This window comes from Allobosea sp. GW823-FHT01F03 (genome assembly GCF_058798075.1).
Genome location: NZ_CM179505.1, coordinates 3,527,925 through 3,542,712, shown reverse-complemented (window position 1 = coordinate 3,542,712; position 14,788 = coordinate 3,527,925). Strand labels below are relative to the sequence as shown.

Annotated in this window: 11 protein-coding genes and 1 tRNA gene; 9 read left to right on the top strand and 3 right to left on the bottom strand. The window is 66.8% G+C overall.

Annotated features, from left to right (window positions below; translation table 11 throughout):
- Window positions 1-15 precede the first annotated feature (15 nt).
- Window positions 16-1,086, bottom strand: coding sequence for a phosphoribosylformylglycinamidine cyclo-ligase (purM, locus tag AC3RCC_RS17005; RefSeq protein WP_291639603.1), 1,071 nt, complete (start codon window positions 1,084-1,086; stop codon window positions 16-18).
- A gap of 157 nt (window positions 1,087-1,243) precedes the next feature.
- Here purM and AC3RCC_RS17000 point away from each other — a divergent pair, with 157 nt between their 5' ends.
- The 3 genes from AC3RCC_RS17000 to AC3RCC_RS16990 all read left to right on the top strand — a co-directional run bounded on the left by AC3RCC_RS17000 (window position 1,244) and on the right by AC3RCC_RS16990 (window position 3,664).
- Window positions 1,244-1,774 (top strand): CDP-alcohol phosphatidyltransferase family protein, encoded by a 531-nt coding sequence (locus AC3RCC_RS17000; protein WP_291639601.1) that lies wholly within the window; start codon window positions 1,244-1,246, stop codon window positions 1,772-1,774.
- Between the two features lie 95 nt (window positions 1,775-1,869).
- The gene (locus AC3RCC_RS16995; protein WP_492256002.1) at window positions 1,870-2,979 is read left to right on the top strand and encodes an AI-2E family transporter; all 1,110 of its coding nucleotides are present in this window, start codon (window positions 1,870-1,872) and stop codon (window positions 2,977-2,979) included.
- Window positions 2,966-3,664 (top strand): P-loop NTPase family protein, encoded by a 699-nt coding sequence (locus AC3RCC_RS16990; RefSeq protein WP_492256001.1) that lies wholly within the window; start codon window positions 2,966-2,968, stop codon window positions 3,662-3,664. The genes AC3RCC_RS16995 and AC3RCC_RS16990 overlap by 14 nt, the downstream gene beginning before the upstream one ends.
- Before the next feature lie 3 nt (window positions 3,665-3,667).
- Here AC3RCC_RS16990 and AC3RCC_RS16985 read toward each other — a convergent pair whose 3' ends face one another.
- Window positions 3,668-4,912 carry an acyl-CoA desaturase gene (locus AC3RCC_RS16985; protein WP_492256000.1) on the bottom strand — a complete coding sequence of 415 codons (1,245 nt, stop codon included), beginning with the start codon at window positions 4,910-4,912 and terminating at the stop codon, window positions 3,668-3,670.
- Window positions 4,913-5,182: 270 nt separating this feature from the next.
- Between AC3RCC_RS16985 and AC3RCC_RS16980 the strand changes: the two genes are divergently transcribed.
- Entirely contained in the window at window positions 5,183-7,453 is a 2,271-nt protein-coding gene (locus AC3RCC_RS16980) for an RNA degradosome polyphosphate kinase (RefSeq protein ID WP_291639593.1), read from the top strand.
- 16 nt (window positions 7,454-7,469) lie between these two features.
- On the top strand, window positions 7,470-8,951 hold the full coding sequence (gene ppx / locus AC3RCC_RS16975; protein WP_492255999.1) for an exopolyphosphatase: 1,482 nt from the start codon (window positions 7,470-7,472) through the stop codon (window positions 8,949-8,951).
- A 24-nt stretch (window positions 8,952-8,975) separates the two neighbouring features.
- Here the strand turns inward: ppx and AC3RCC_RS16970 are convergent, their stop codons facing one another.
- Window positions 8,976-10,433: a multicopper oxidase family protein gene (locus tag AC3RCC_RS16970; RefSeq protein ID WP_492255998.1), complete on the bottom strand. Its 1,458-nt coding sequence runs from the start codon at window positions 10,431-10,433 to the stop codon at window positions 8,976-8,978.
- A gap of 186 nt (window positions 10,434-10,619) precedes the next feature.
- Between AC3RCC_RS16970 and AC3RCC_RS16965 the strand changes: the two genes are divergently transcribed.
- The 4 genes from AC3RCC_RS16965 (at window position 10,620) to clpX (ending at window position 14,513) form a co-directional block, all read left to right on the top strand.
- Window positions 10,620-10,704, top strand: a tRNA-Leu gene (locus AC3RCC_RS16965).
- 85 nt (window positions 10,705-10,789) lie between these two features.
- The gene (tig, locus tag AC3RCC_RS16960; RefSeq protein WP_492255997.1) at window positions 10,790-12,205 is read left to right on the top strand and encodes a trigger factor; all 1,416 of its coding nucleotides are present in this window, start codon (window positions 10,790-10,792) and stop codon (window positions 12,203-12,205) included.
- A gap of 147 nt (window positions 12,206-12,352) precedes the next feature.
- The gene (locus tag AC3RCC_RS16955; protein ID WP_291639585.1) at window positions 12,353-12,973 is read left to right on the top strand and encodes an ATP-dependent Clp protease proteolytic subunit; all 621 of its coding nucleotides are present in this window, start codon (window positions 12,353-12,355) and stop codon (window positions 12,971-12,973) included.
- A gap of 271 nt (window positions 12,974-13,244) precedes the next feature.
- Entirely contained in the window at window positions 13,245-14,513 is a 1,269-nt protein-coding gene (gene clpX / locus AC3RCC_RS16950; RefSeq protein ID WP_291639583.1) for an ATP-dependent Clp protease ATP-binding subunit ClpX, read from the top strand.
- Window positions 14,514-14,788: the final 275 nt, after the last annotated feature.

Genomic DNA, 14,788 nt, shown 5'->3' with positions numbered 1-14,788 from the left:
GCCGCGGCGTCGTGCTCACAGGCCGAGCTTCCCGTGATAGGTGACCTGACCCTCGCTACCGGACGGCGTGACCTCACCGAGCCGGACCGGAGCTTCGCCAGCCTCGCGCAACGCGGCGACGACCGCATCCGCCTCTGCCGCCGAGGCGACCACGATCATGCCGATGCCGCAATTGAAGGTGCGCAGCATCTCGCGCTCGGCGACGCCGCCGACCTTGGCGAGCCAGCCGAAGACGGCCGGTACCGGGATCGCGGACAGATCGAGCGCGACGCCGAGATCGTCGGGCAGGACGCGCGGGATGTTGTCGGGGAAGCCGCCGCCGGTGATGTGCGCCAGCGCCTTGATGCCGGGCGCCGCCTTCAGCGCCTGCAGCAGCGGCTTCACATAGATCCGGGTCGGCGTCAGCAGCGCCTCGGCCAGCGTCAGTTCGGGAGCGAAGGGGGCGGGCGCCTCCCAGGCGAGGCCGGAGAGCGCGACGATGCGCCGGACCAGCGAGAAGCCGTTGGAATGCACGCCGGAGGAGGGCAGTCCGAGCACGACGTCGCCCGCGACCAGATCGGCGCGCGGCAGCAGCGTGCCGCGCTCGGCGGCGCCGACGGCAAAGCCGGCGAGGTCGTAATCCTTGTCGGCATACATGCCCGGCATCTCGGCGGTCTCGCCGCCGATCAGGGCACAGCCGGCCTGGCGGCAGCCTTCGGCGATGCCGCGCACGATCTCGACGCCGGCCTGCGGGTCGAGCTTGCCGGTGGCGTAGTAGTCTAGGAACAGCAGCGGCTCGGCGCCCTGCACGACGAGGTCGTTGACGCACATTGCGACGAGGTCGATGCCGATCGTCGAATGCCGGCCGCTCTCGATCGCGATCTTCACCTTGGTGCCGACGCCGTCATTGGCCGCGACCAGGATCGGGTCGCTGAAGCCCGCCGCCTTCAGGTCGAACAGGCCGCCGAAACCGCCGATCTCGGCATCCGCGCCCGGACGCCGGGTCGAACGCACCAGAGGCTTGATTGCATCGACCATGGCATTGCCGGCATCGATATCGACGCCCGCCTGCGCATAGGTCAGCCCGTTGCCGCCTGTCTTGGTCATGAAACCGCGCTCCTTGCTGTGCGGGGAGCGATAGGCAAGGGCGGCCCCGCTGGCAAGCCGGCAGCGCCTCTTCCGCGAAAGCGTTTCGCAGTTGTCCCGCACATGCATTAGCCTTCAGTCGTAGTTCCGCTCGAGAACCTGGCGACGAGCCCTGGCGATGACGCTTCCGAACCTGATCACCATCGGCCGTCTGATCCTCGTCCCCCTCGTGATCGTGATGATCATCAACGAACGCTGGCTGGCCGCCTTCCTGCTGTTCGTCGCGGCCGGGATTTCCGACGCGATCGACGGTTTCATCGCCAAGCGCTTCGACATGGCAAGCGAGCTCGGCGCCTATCTCGACCCCGTCGCCGACAAGGCGCTGATCGTCTCGATCTACATCACCCTCGCCATGGTCGGCGCCATACCGGCCTGGCTCGTCATCCTGGTCGTCTCGCGCGACATCATGATCGTCACCGCCGTGATCCTCTCCTGGCTGATGGAGAGGCCGCTCGAGATCGCGCCCTTCGCCGTCAGCAAGCTCAATACGGCGGCGCAGCTCAGCTTTGCTGCGCTGATGCTGGGCTCGCGCGCCTTCGGGCTTGATCTCGGCCCTGCGATCCCGGTCGCGCAGCTCACCGTCGCGCTCTTGACGGTCGGTTCCATGGCGGCCTACCTCGCCTTCTGGCTGCGCCATATGGCGGCCTGAGCTTGGAACCTTGCCGGTACGCTCCTATTCTCTAGGGGCCCGGCCGGCCCACCGGGCCCTGCGGACAATGCGTAACGGCGAGTTCAGGACAGCGGATGAGTCTTCAGCGTCAACTCGCCTTCTGGGCTCTCACCCTTGCGGCCTTCGTGCTGGCGCTCTTGCTGTTGCGCGACGTGCTCTTGCCGTTCATCGCGGCGCTGGCACTGGCCTATCTGCTCGATCCGCTGGCGGACAGGCTGGAGCGGCTCGGCATGCGCCGCCTGACCGCGACCATCGTCATCCTCTGCGTCTTCCTGCTGTTCTTCGTAATGACGCTGGTGCTGCTGCTGCCATTGCTGAGTCAGCAGCTCGCCGGCCTCGTCGCGCGCCTGCCTGAAGTCGCCGCCAAGCTGCAGGCGCTGGTCATGGAGCGTGGCGCGCCGCTGCTCGAGCGCTTCGGCGGGACCAAGCTCGCCGAGGATGCCCAGAGCCAGCTCGGCAATTTCGTCGGCGAGGCGACCAAATGGGTCGGCGGGCTCCTGCAATCGCTCTGGTCGGGCGGGACCGCGATCATCGGTGTCTTCTCGCTGCTGGTGCTGACGCCGGTCATCGCCTTCTACCTGCTCGCCGATTGGGACCGCATGGTCGAGACCGTCGATGGCTGGCTGCCACGCGATCACCGCGACACGATCCGCGGCCTGCTGCACGAGATGGACACTGCCATCGCCGGCTTCCTGCGCGGGCAGGCGCTGGTCTGCGTACTGCTCGGGCTGTTCTATGCGGTCGGTCTCTCGCTGCTCGGCGTCAATTTCGGCGCCCTGATCGGCATCATCTCCGGCTTCCTCTCCTTCATCCCCTATGTCGGCTCGCTGACCGGGCTTGTGCTGTCGGTCGGCGTCGCGATCGTGCAGTTCTGGCCGGATTGGACGATGCCGCTGGCGACGCTCGCGGTCTTCGCCGCCGGTCAGTTCTTCGAGGGCAACATCCTCCAGCCCAAGCTGGTCGGCGACTCCATCGGCGTGCATCCGGTCTGGCTGATGTTCGCGCTGCTCGCCTTCGGTTCGCTGTTCGGTTTCGTCGGGCTCCTGCTGGCGGTGCCGCTGGCGGCCGTCATCGGCGTGCTGATGCGCTTTGCGCTGCGTCAGTATCTGGCCAGCGATCTCTATCGCGGCCGGCCCGATCAGAAGCTCGTCGCCACCGGTTCGGACAATCATGCCGGGAACTGAGCCGCCGCGCCGGCCGCGTCAGCTCGCTTTCGACCTGCCGGTCGACAGCCGGCACGGCGTCGAGGATTTTCTCGTCGGCCCGTCCAATGAGCAGGCCTATGGGCTGGTCGAGAGCTGGCCGGCCTGGCCGGATGCCTGGCTGCGCCTCATCGGGCCGGAGGGTTCGGGCAAGACCCATCTTGCCGCGATCTGGGCGGCGCAGGCGCATGCCTGGACGCTGCAGGCCAGCGAAATCGACGAGGGCAAGGTGCCGCATCTGGCCTCCGGCGGGGCGCTGGTCATCGAGGATTGCGATGCCGGCCGGCTCGACGAGCGGGCGCTCTTCCACCTGCTCAACGCCGTCAAGGCGCGCGGCGGCTTCGCCTTGCTGACGGCGCGAACGGCCCCGGATCAATGGGGGCTGAGCGTGCCGGACCTGCTCTCGCGCCTGCGGCTCGCGCCGGCAGCCGAGATCGCGGCGCCTGACGACGCTTTGCTGCGGGCGCTGCTGGTCAAGCTCTTCGTCGACCGGCAGCTGATCGTCGACACCGGCACGATCGAGGCGCTGGCGCTGCGCATGGAGCGCTCTTTCGCCGCGGCGCGGGACCTGGTCGACGCCATCGACCGGCTCTCGCTGGAGCGCGGCCGCCGCGTCACCCGCGCCATGGCGAGCGAGGTCGCGGCCAGCCTGTTCGACGCCGAATAGGCCTCAGGCCTTGGCGGCAGCCGGGGGCGCCACCAGCCGGGCATGGATCGCCTCGACCAGCATGTCGTGCGCACGCGCCGCGATGGCGTCGAGCGACGGCGTCTTGACGAACATCGCCGCCGCCTTCTCCGTCAGCTCCTCGCGGCTCGGCAGCGCCGGCACATGCCAGTGCGCCATCGCCTCATGGGCCTGGGCCTGGATCGCGGAGAGCCGCTCGCCGGCACGGGCCTGCATGGTCGCGAGCGCCTCGCGCAGCTCCGGCAGGGTCAGCGTCGGCAGATGCAATTCCGGCAAATGCAGTCCGGGTAGTGCCGGCGTGCCGGCATAGGCCTCGCGCAGGCCCTGCACGATGCGGTCGACCGGCACGGAGGCTGCAAGGCGCTCGGCCGAACGCTCGATCACGCGCGGTGGCAGGGCCTGCGAGCGGTCGACCACGGCCTGCGGCGGCGCCTTCAGATCCCAGACCAGGCGCAGCTTCGACAGGCCGAGGATCAGGTAATAGGTCGGGTCCCACTGCCACCAGCGAAAGCCCTGGCGCACGCTGTACTGATAGGCATGGTGGTTGTTGTGCCAGCCTTCGCCCATGGTGATGATCGCCAGCCACCAATTGTTCCGGCTCTCGTCTCCGGTGACATAGTGCTTGTCGCCATGCACATGCGCCAGCGAGTTGATGCAGAAGGTGCCGTGATAGACCAGCACGGTCGAGATGAAGAAGCCGACGAACAGGCCGGACCAGCCATCGATGGCGAAGCAGGCGAGGGCGAGCAGGATCGCCGGCGCGAGCTCGAAACGGTGCAGCAGCCGAAGCTCGGGAAACCGGGTCAGGTCGGTGACGGTGGAAGCGTCGAACTCGTGATGCTGGCGGCTGAAGATCCAGCCGACATGCGAATAGAAGAAGGATCTCTGGACCGGCGAGTGCACGTCGTGCTCGGTGTCGGCGAAGCGGTGATGGTGCCGGTGCTTCGAGGCCCACCAGATCACGCTCTTCTGCGCCGTCGACTGCGCGAGGAAGGCGAGGACGAACTGGCCGATGCGGCTGGTCTTGTAGGAGCGATGCGAGAAGTAGCGGTGATAGCCTGCCGTGACCGCGAACATGCGCAGCCAGTAGAGTCCGAAGCAGAGCCAGAGCGAGGTCGCGGTCACGCCGCTCCAGAACGCGCCGAGGCCGGCCAGGTGCGCCAGGGCAAAGGGTATGGCCGAGGGGTAGACGATGTCGTCATGGTCGGCGGCGGCGGAGGGTTCTGACAAGATCGTTCTCTGGAAATATCTGGCGCGGCATGCGGGATTCGCATGCGACCAAAACAGGAGAGCGGGGGTGAGCGCAAGGTTCCCGAGCCGTTCGCGCGGCAATTGCGGCAGCGGGCCGCACGGCATGCGCAACCGTCATGAGATGGCGTTGCGAGCGGGGTCGTCGCGAGCCCTGCTCATGGCGCTGGGCCTCGAATGTCATCGAAGCGTTACGCTAGGATGCCTTGAGGATGGGTGGGCCGATGGTCGGCCGACGGCAAACCGACACAGATGACAGCTACAGGATCGGCAGTGACACGAGCGGCAGCGGCGAAGGCGAGGCGAATGAACCAGGATCTGGCCGAGGCGGCGGCTTCGCGGGCAGCGACACCGGTACCGGAGATTACGGCACTTACCGTCGATCATGAGCTGCGCCGGTCGCCGCAGCGCTTCATGAATCGCGAATTGTCCTGGCTGCAGTTCAACCGCCGCGTGATGGAGGAGGCCTCCAATCGCAATCATCCCCTGCTCGAACAGCTGCGCTTCCTCTCGATCTCGGCGAACAATCTCGACGAGTTCTTCATGGTCCGGGTCTCCGGCCTGCGTGAGCAGCTCAAGGCCGGCGTGGTCACGCCGAGCCAGGACGGCTTGAGCCCGGCCGAGCAGCTCGTCGCGCTGGGCGCGGCGGTCTCCGACCTGACGCGCGACCAGCAGACCCGTTGGGTCGAGCTCAGGCAGGACCTGCAGGACAACCGTATCCTGTTGCTGAAGGCGGCCGATATCGGCCCGCAGGAGCGAGTCTGGCTCGAGGACCGCTTCCTCCACTATGTCTTTCCCGTGCTGACGCCGCTGGCGATCGACCCGGCCCATCCCTTCCCGTTCATCCCCAATCTCGGCTTCAGCCTGGCGCTCGCGCTCGAGCGCATCAGCGACGGGCGCGCGCTCGACGCGTTGATCCGCGTCCCCGGCAAGATCGACCGCTTCATCGAGGTGCCCGATCTGGCGCGCGAGGGCGTGCAGCGCTTCATCATGCTCGAGGACCTCGTCGCGCTGTTCATCGGCAAGCTCTTCCCCGGCTACGAGGTCAAGGGAACCGGCTCCTTCCGCATCATCCGCGACTCCGATCTCGACATCGAGGAGGAGGCGGAGGACCTGGTCCGCGTCTTCGAGAGCATGCTCAAGCAGCGCCGACGCGGCGTCGTGATCCGCCTCGAACTGCACGCCGACACGCCGGACCATCTGCGCCAGCTGATCGTGCGCGAGCTGCGGGTCGATCCTGACGAGATCGTGATCGTCGACGGCATGATCGGCCTCAACGAGCTTTCGCAGCTCGTCGGCGTCGACCGGCCGGACCTGAAGTTCAAGCCCTATAATGCTCGCTTCCCCGAGCGGATCCGCGAGCATGGCGGCGACTGCTTCGCGGCCATCCGTCAGAAGGACCTAATCGTCCATCACCCCTATGAGAGCTTCGACGTCGTCGTCCAGTTCCTGCAGCAGGCGGCGCGCGATCCCAATGTCGTGGCGATCAAGCAGACGCTCTACCGAACGTCCTCGAACTCGCCGATCGTCCAGGCCCTGGCCGAAGCCGCCGAGGCCGGCAAGTCGGTCACTGCATTGGTCGAGCTCAAGGCCCGCTTCGACGAGGAGGCCAATATCCGCTGGGCGCGCGATCTCGAGCGCGCCGGCGTGCAGGTGGTCTACGGCTTCATCGAGCTCAAGACCCACGCCAAGCTCTCGATGGTGGTGCGCCGTGAGGCCGGGCAGCTCACGACCTACTGCCATATCGCGACCGGCAACTATCACCCGATCACGGCGCGCATCTACACCGACGTCTCCTTCTTCACCGCCGATCCGGTGATGGCGCAGGACGTGGCACGGATTTTCAATTTCATCACCGGCTATGCCGAGCCGGCCGAGCTCGAGCGCATGGCGGTCTCGCCGGTGAACCTGAAGAAAAGGCTGCTCGACGACATCGCCGAGGAGGTCGCGCATGTGAAGGCCGGCCGGAAGGGCGCGATCTGGGGCAAGTGCAATTCGCTGGTCGATCCCGAGATCATCGACGCGCTCTACGATGCCAGCCAGGCCGGCGTGCAGATCGATTTCGTCGTGCGCGGCATCTGTTGCCTGCGTCCCGGCGTGCCCGGACTTTCCGAGAACATCCGGGTTAAGTCGATCGTCGGGCGCTTCCTCGAGCATACCCGCGTCTACGCCTTCGGTGCCGGGCACGGCATGCCTTCGCCGCGCGCCAAGCTCTATATCTCCTCGGCCGATCTGATGCCGCGCAACCTCGACCGCCGGGTGGAGGCGCTGACGCCGATCCTCAACCCCACCGTGCACCAGCAGCTGCTCGAGCAGATCATGCTGGCGAATTTTCTCGACAACGAACAGAGCTGGACCATCTTGCCCGATGGCGGCTCGCGACGCATTGTCCCGCCATCGGCCGAAGAGTCGTTCAACGCCCACAAGTATTTCATGACGAATCCGAGCCTGTCCGGTCGTGGAAAATCACTCTCCAGTTCAAGTCCTCGCAGCCTTTCCCGCCGTTCCGGCAAGAAGGCCTGAGCAGGCACAAGGTCGCTTGAGTCTGGGTGACACCGTCGCGATCATCGATATCGGTTCGAATTCGGTCCGCCTCGTCGTCTATGAGAACCTGTCCCGGGCACCGGGGCAGGTTTTCAACGAGAAGGAGATGGCGGGGCTCGGTCGTCAGGTCGCGACGACCGGCATGCTCGCCGCCGCCGCCGTCGAGAAGGCCCTGGCGGCGCTGGTCCGCTTCCGCATCCTCTGCGAGGCGATGCATGTCGCGCAATTGCGCGTCATCGCCACGGCCGCGGCGCGCTATGCTTCGAACGGCCCGGATTTCATCGCCCGGGCCGAGGCGGCGGTCGGCCAGCCGATCGAGCTGATCTCGGGCGATCGCGAGGCCTATCTCTCGGCGCTCGGCGTCATCTCGGGCTTCGACCGGCCGAACGGCGTGGTCGGCGATCTCGGGGGCGGTTCGCTCGAGCTCGTGGCCGTCGACGGCAGCAGGGTCGGGGAGGGCGTCAGCCTTGCGCTCGGCGGCCTTGCGCTGATGGACCGCTCGCAGAACTCGATCAAGGCGGCCGAGAAGATCGTGCGCGAGGATCTCGACGGCCATCCCCAGCTCGCCGCGATGCGCGGCCGCGATTTCTTCGCGGTCGGCGGCACCTGGCGCGCGCTGGCGACGCTGCACCAGCGCCAGTCGGGCTATCCGCTCAATGTCATGCATGGCTATACCGTGCCGGCGCGCGAGGCGAGCGAGTTCGTGCGGCTGGTCGAGCGCGCCGATGCCACCATGCTGGAATCGATCGAGGCGATCTCTTCCGCCCGGCGGCCACTGCTCGCCTATGGTGCGCTCGTCCTTGATCAGCTGATCAAGCGCGGTCGCCCGCGCCAGGTCGTGATCTCGGCTCATGGCGTTCGCGAGGGGCTGATGCATGAGCAGCTCGCGCCCAAGGAGCAGGACATCGATGCCTTGCTGCGTGGCGCCCAGGACTACAACCAGCTGCGCGCCCGCGATCCGCGCCATGCCGCCGATCTGATCCCCTGGGTCGAGGGCCTGCTCGACAGCGCCTTTCCGAACGACGAGCCCGCTCTGAAACGGCTCCAGACCGCCGCCTGCCTGCTCTCCGATATCGGCTGGCGCGCCCATCCCGATTATCGCGGCGAGCAGACCCTCAACGTCATCGCCCATGCGCCGTTCAGCGGCGTCGACCATGCCGGACGTGCCTTCCTCTCGCTGACGGCGTTTTATCGTTATGCTGGGCTGAAGGGCTCCGCGCCTGCGGCGGAGGGCCTTCGCCGCCTGCTCAGCCCGCGCTTTCTCGAGCGCGCGCATATCGTCGCGGCGATCCTGCGCGTCGCCTATCTGATGTCGGCCGGCATGCCCGGCATCCTCTCGCAAACCAGGCTCGTCTGTGACGACCGGCGCCTGATCCTGAGCCTGCCGCCGGAATTCCGCGCGCTCGCCAGCCAGCGCGTCACCGGGCGTCTGAAGCAGCTTGCGCGGCTCCTCGGCCGCGAGGTCGAGGTGCGCTGAACGCGGACTGGGCCGAATTCCGGCTCAGATGACCTCGAACCAGGTCCAGAGGCCGAGGTCGAAACGCTCCAGCACCGTCGAGGAGATCAGCCAGCGCCCCGGATTGTCGGCGATGAAGGCGATGTGCAGGCGCTTGCCCTCCGGGATCTGCACCGTGTCGAGGAAATAGGGCTCCCAGCCATCGTCGAGCGGGTGCAGCAGCCGGAAGCTGTGGCCGTGGACATGGAAGGGCTGCAGGAAATCGGTCTTGTTGGTGATGCCGATCACCACCGGCGTGCCGCGCCGGACGCTGAGCAGCGGCTTGCCCTGCGGATCCCCGGTCGTGCCATTGAGGCGCCATGGCCGGGCCTGATCGACGCCGGAGAGGTTGAGCTTGTTGTCGGCGTCGATCTTGGCGCCGCCCTCGACGATGATCTCGGCGCGGCTGGCGTTCTGCAGCCGGACCGCAGCCGGCAGCGCCGGATTGGGCGCGAGCGCCGCTATCGGGCCGGATGCCTTGCGCTGCACGGCGCTCTTGCCGGCCTCGCTGACGAAGCGCACCAGCGGCATGCCCGGACCGATCAGCGCGGTGACGCTGGCGCTGGCGCCGTTCTCCTCGAGCATGTCGAAGATCACGTCGTAGCGCGTGCCGGGCGCGAAGGGCAGTTGCGCCCGCACCGGTTCGAAGGTCTCGGTCGGTTGCCCGTCGACGGCGACGACGAAGGCCTTCAGCCCGTCGAAGCGCAGGCGCATGATCCGCGCATTGCAGGCATTGGCGAGGCGCAGCCTTACGCGCGCGCCCGGCGCCAGCCCGATCCGCTCCGGCGGCGGCTTGCCGTTGACGGTGAGCCAGCTGCCGAGCCGGCCGGCGGCGGCGCCTTCCTGCGCCGTGGCGGGGAAGGGCAGCAGCTTGTGGTCGTCGCCGAGCAGCCAGTCGCCGACCAGCACGGGCAGGTCGAGATCAACGGCCGGCGGCTCCTTCTCCTCGACGACGAGCAGTCCGGAGAGGCCGCGGCCTGCAGGCTCCGACGATCCCCCGAGCAGCAGCGGGCGATAGAGATAGCTGCCGGGATCGCGCGGGGTCAGCCGGTATTCGAAGCTGTCGCCCGGTGCGACGGGCTCCTGGCTGAAGCCGCCGACGCCGTCCATGGTCTGGTCGTGGCGCAGCCCGTGCCAGTGCAGGGAGAGCGGCTTGTCGGTCCGGTTCAGCAACCGGATGCGCAGGGGCTCGCCGAGCTTGACGCGCAGGGTCGGCCCAGGCGCATTGCCGTCGAAGCTCCAGATCTCGCTTTCGGTCGCCGGTGATGGTCGCAGCCGGGTCTTGCCCGGGGCGGCGGTGAGCTCGCGGACCTCGCGTGCGGCGGCGGCGGCCGGCTCTGCGGGCTGCCCGGGGGCGGGTGTCGTGTCCTGTGCGCGCGTCGGCGTCGTGCCGGCGAGCGCCGCCAGGCTGGTCAGCCCGGCCAGCGCCTGGCGGCGATTCGGCCGGGCCTTGATCTCGGGCATGGAATGATCCGTTTTCATGACGAAGCGACATAGCGCGGGGCGTCGACGCTGGCGAGAGCGCCCCTTCTGCAACCGCCTTCGCAGAAACGTCGCATTTTTTTGCTGCATACTCCGTCCGAAATGCGTATAGGACCGCGGCCCAACGATGGCGGCGGTGCGTTTGCTCGCACGCGGCCTATCGGGTTGGCGGGCGTGGCGGAACTGGTAGACGCAGCGGATTTAGGTTCCGCCGACGCAAGTCGTGGGGGTTCGAGTCCCTTCGCCCGCACCAGGATTCGGATTTCGCGAGCGCGGCGGCGGTCATCCGGCGTCGCGCTTTGGACATTGAAGTAACGAGCTGTTGGCGGATCAGAACGATGAACGTGACCGAAACCCTGTCCCAGGGCCTCAAGCGCGAATTTCAGGTGGTGCTGAACGCCGCCGACCTGAAGACGAGGCTCGATGACGAACTGCAGAACCTGCAGGGCAAGGCCCGCATCAACGGCTTCCGCCCCGGCAAGGTCCCGGTCGGCCATCTGCGCCGTCTCTATGGCCGCTCGGTCATGGCCGATGTCGTGCAGAACGCCGTCAACGAGGCCAATCAGAAGATCGTCTCCGATAACGGCCTGAAGCTCGCTTTCGAGCCGCAGATCAAGTTCCCCGAGAACAAGGACGAGATCGAGGCCGCGATGGAGGCCAAGGGCGATCTCGCCTTCACGGTCGCCCTCGAGGTGCTGCCGAAGATCGAGCTCGCCGACCTGTCGGACGTGGCGCTGGTCAAGCCGGTCGCCGAGATCCCCGAGGCCGATGTCGATGCCGCGCTCGAGCGCATGGCCTCCCAGAATCGTCCGTTCTCCAGCAAGGGCGACGATGCCGTGGCGGGGAAGGGCGATCGCCTGCTGATCTCCTTCACCGGCACGCTCGATGGCGAGCCCTTCGACGGCGGCACCGGCACGGGCATCCCGCTCGATCTCGGCTCTGGCCAGTTCATCCCGGGCTTCGAGGATCAGCTCGAGGGCGCCAAGAAGGGCGAGAGCCGCACCGTTTCGGTGACCTTCCCCGAGAACTACACTGCCACGCATCTCGCCGGTAAGCCGGCCGAGTTCGCCGTGACCGTCGACGACGTGCAGGCGCCGGGCGAGCTCACCATCGACGACGAGCTCGCCAAGGGCTTCGGCATGGAATCGCTCGATGCGCTGAAGGCCGCGATTCGCGAGCAGCTCGGCCGCGAGCTCGGCACCCAGTCGCGTCGCAAGCTGAAGAAGAGCCTGCTCGACGCGCTCGACACCAAATACGCCTTCGAGCTGCCGCCGACCCTGGTCGACCAGGAGTTCGGTGCCGTCTGGAGCCAGGTCGAGGCCGATATGAAGCAGGCCAACAAGACCTTCGCGGACGAGGACACCACCGAGGAGGACGCCCGGGCCGAGTATCGCAAGATCGCCGAGCGCCGGGTCCGTCTCGGCCTCGTCCTCGCCGAGATCGGCGAGCAGGCCAAGATCCAGATCGCCGACGACGAAGTGACGCAGGCCCTGATCGAGCGCGCCCGCCAGTTCCCGGGCCAGGAGAAGGAAGTCTGGGAGTTCTACCGCAAGAACCCGCAGGCGCTCGCCGAGATCCGCGCCCCGATCTTCGAGGAGAAGGTCGTCGACCATCTGCTCGGTCAGGTGAAGGTCGAGGACAAGACCGTCTCCCGCGAAGAGCTCTTCGCCGACGACGAGGAAGAAAGCGAGGCCAAGCCGGCCAAGGCCAAGAAGGCCAAGAAGGCCGCCGCCAGCGACGAGGCCTCGGCCTGAACCCGTTTCGGCAATCACGCGTCTGATTTGCGCCGCCCGGCTTCGGCCGGGCGGCGCTTCCCTTTTCAGGCGGGGCCGGCATGCTTATGTGGGGCCTTCGCCGATACTGGCTGATTCCCGCCCCCCGCACTTCAAGGACTGGCTGCGATGCGCGATCCAATCGAGACCTACAACAATCTCGTCCCGATGGTGGTCGAGCAGTCGAGCCGCGGCGAGCGTGCCTTCGACATCTATTCGCGCCTGCTGCGTGAGCGGATCATCTTCCTGACGGGTCCGGTCGAGGATTATTCCGCCTCGCTGATCGTCGCCCAGCTGCTCTTCCTCGAGGCCGAGAACCCGAAGAAGGAAATCTCCTTCTACATCAACTCGCCCGGCGGCGTGGTCACTTCGGGCCTGTCGATCTACGACACCATGCAGTTCATCCGCTGCCCGGTGACGACGCTTTGCGTCGGCCAGGCCGCCTCGATGGGCTCGCTGCTGCTCACCGCCGGCGCCAAGGACATGCGCTTCGCCCTGCCGAACGCCCGCATCATGGTCCATCAGCCCTCCGGGGGCTTCCAGGGCCAGGTGACGGACATCCTGATTCATGCCCGCGAGGTCGAGAGCCTGAAGCGGCGCCTGAACGAGATCTACGTCAAGCATACCGGCCGCCCCTATGAGGACATCGAGGCGGCGCTGGAGCGCGACAATTTCATGACCTCCGAGCAGGCCCGCGATTTCGGCCTGATCGACAAGGTCATCGACAAGCGACCGGAAGAGGTCGCCTGAACGATCCGGACTCTCCTGCGCGGCCAAGGCTTGGCGTGCCGCGCAGGAGGGGCCATATTGCCTATCACTAGGCCTCATGTTTGCATGAGGCTCATCGGAAGAGCGCGCAGGGCGCTCGAGAGGTTCGGTTTTGGGGCAGTTTCGTCGGCGCCTGCGCCATGGCGATGCGTTAACCTAATAATCGTGATCTGAGCGCCTACTATGACGGAGAGACGACATCGGCTTGCCGTTATTCGGTGGCTGGCTTCGCCTCCCGAGATGGAGATCGACAATGAGTAAGGTCAGCAGCGGCGATTCGAAGAGCACGCTCTACTGCTCGTTCTGCGGCAAGAGCCAGCACGAGGTTCGCAAGCTGATCGCGGGCCCGACGGTGTTCATCTGCGACGAGTGCGTCGAGCTGTGCATGGACATCATCCGCGAGGAGTCCAAGTCCGCGCTGGTGAAGTCGAAGGACGGGGTGCCGACGCCGAAGGAGATCCGCAAGGTCCTCGACGACTATGTCATCGGCCAGGATCACGCCAAGAAGGTGCTCTCCGTCGCCGTCCACAATCATTACAAGCGGCTTTCGCACGCGACGAAGCACAACGACGTCGAGCTGGCGAAGTCCAACATCCTGCTGATCGGGCCGACGGGCTCGGGCAAGACGCTGCTCGCGCAGACGCTCGCCCGCATCCTCGACGTGCCCTTCACCATGGCGGATGCGACGACGCTGACCGAGGCCGGCTATGTCGGCGAGGATGTCGAGAACATCATCCTGAAGCTGCTCCAGGCTTCCGACTACAATGTCGAGCGGGCGCAGCGCGGCATCGTCTACATCGACGAGATCGACAAGATCAGCCGCAAGTCGGACAATCCCTCGATAACTCGCGATGTTTCGGGCGAGGGCGTCCAGCAGGCGCTGCTCAAGATCATGGAGGGCACCGTCGCCTCCGTGCCGCCGCAGGGCGGGCGCAAGCATCCGCAGCAGGAGTTCCTGCAGGTCGACACCACCAACATCCTGTTCATCTGCGGCGGCGCCTTCGCCGGGCTGGACAAGATCATCTCCGGCCGCGGCAAGGGTACCTCGATCGGCTTCGGCGCGACCGTGAAGGCGCCCGACGACCGGCGTACCGGCGCGATCTTCCGCGAGGTCGAGCCCGAGGATCTGCTGAAGTTCGGCCTGATCCCGGAATTCGTCGGCCGCCTGCCGGTGCTGGCGACGCTCGAGGACCTCGACGAAGCCGCGCTCAAGACGATCCTGACCGAGCCGAAGAACGCGCTGGTCAAGCAGTATCAGCGTCTGTTCGAGATGGAGGACACCGAGCTGACCTTCACCGACGAGGCCGTCAGCCTGATCGCGCGCAAGGCGATCGAGCGCAAGACCGGCGCCCGTGGTCTGCGCTCGATCATGGAGGGCATCCTGCTCGAGACCATGTACGAGCTGCCGGGGCTGGAAGGCGTCGAGCAGGTCGTGATCGGGCCCGAGGCCGTCGAAACGAAGTCGCGGCCATTGTTCATCTATTCGGACCGGGAAGAAGAGACCAAGTCGGCTTCGGCCTGACCCAACGTTAATCTGCCCCATTTTCGAACGCGCGCCGTCTGGCGCGCGTTTTGCTTTGGAGGGCTGGCTCGCAGGACTGTGCGAGACTGCCTCCGCCCGCACCGCCATCGCGGCTTCGTGTTCCGGCATGCGGTGGAAGCTGCGGTGGACTGCGCTGGCGGGTCGCTTGAAAGCGAGCCGGGAAGCATCCACTTTAAGTCCACCTGCGATGCAGCGTGCCTGTCGAGGGCGTGAGTCGCAGGGGCGGTTGGCGCGAATGGTCGCGCCGGCGCGGA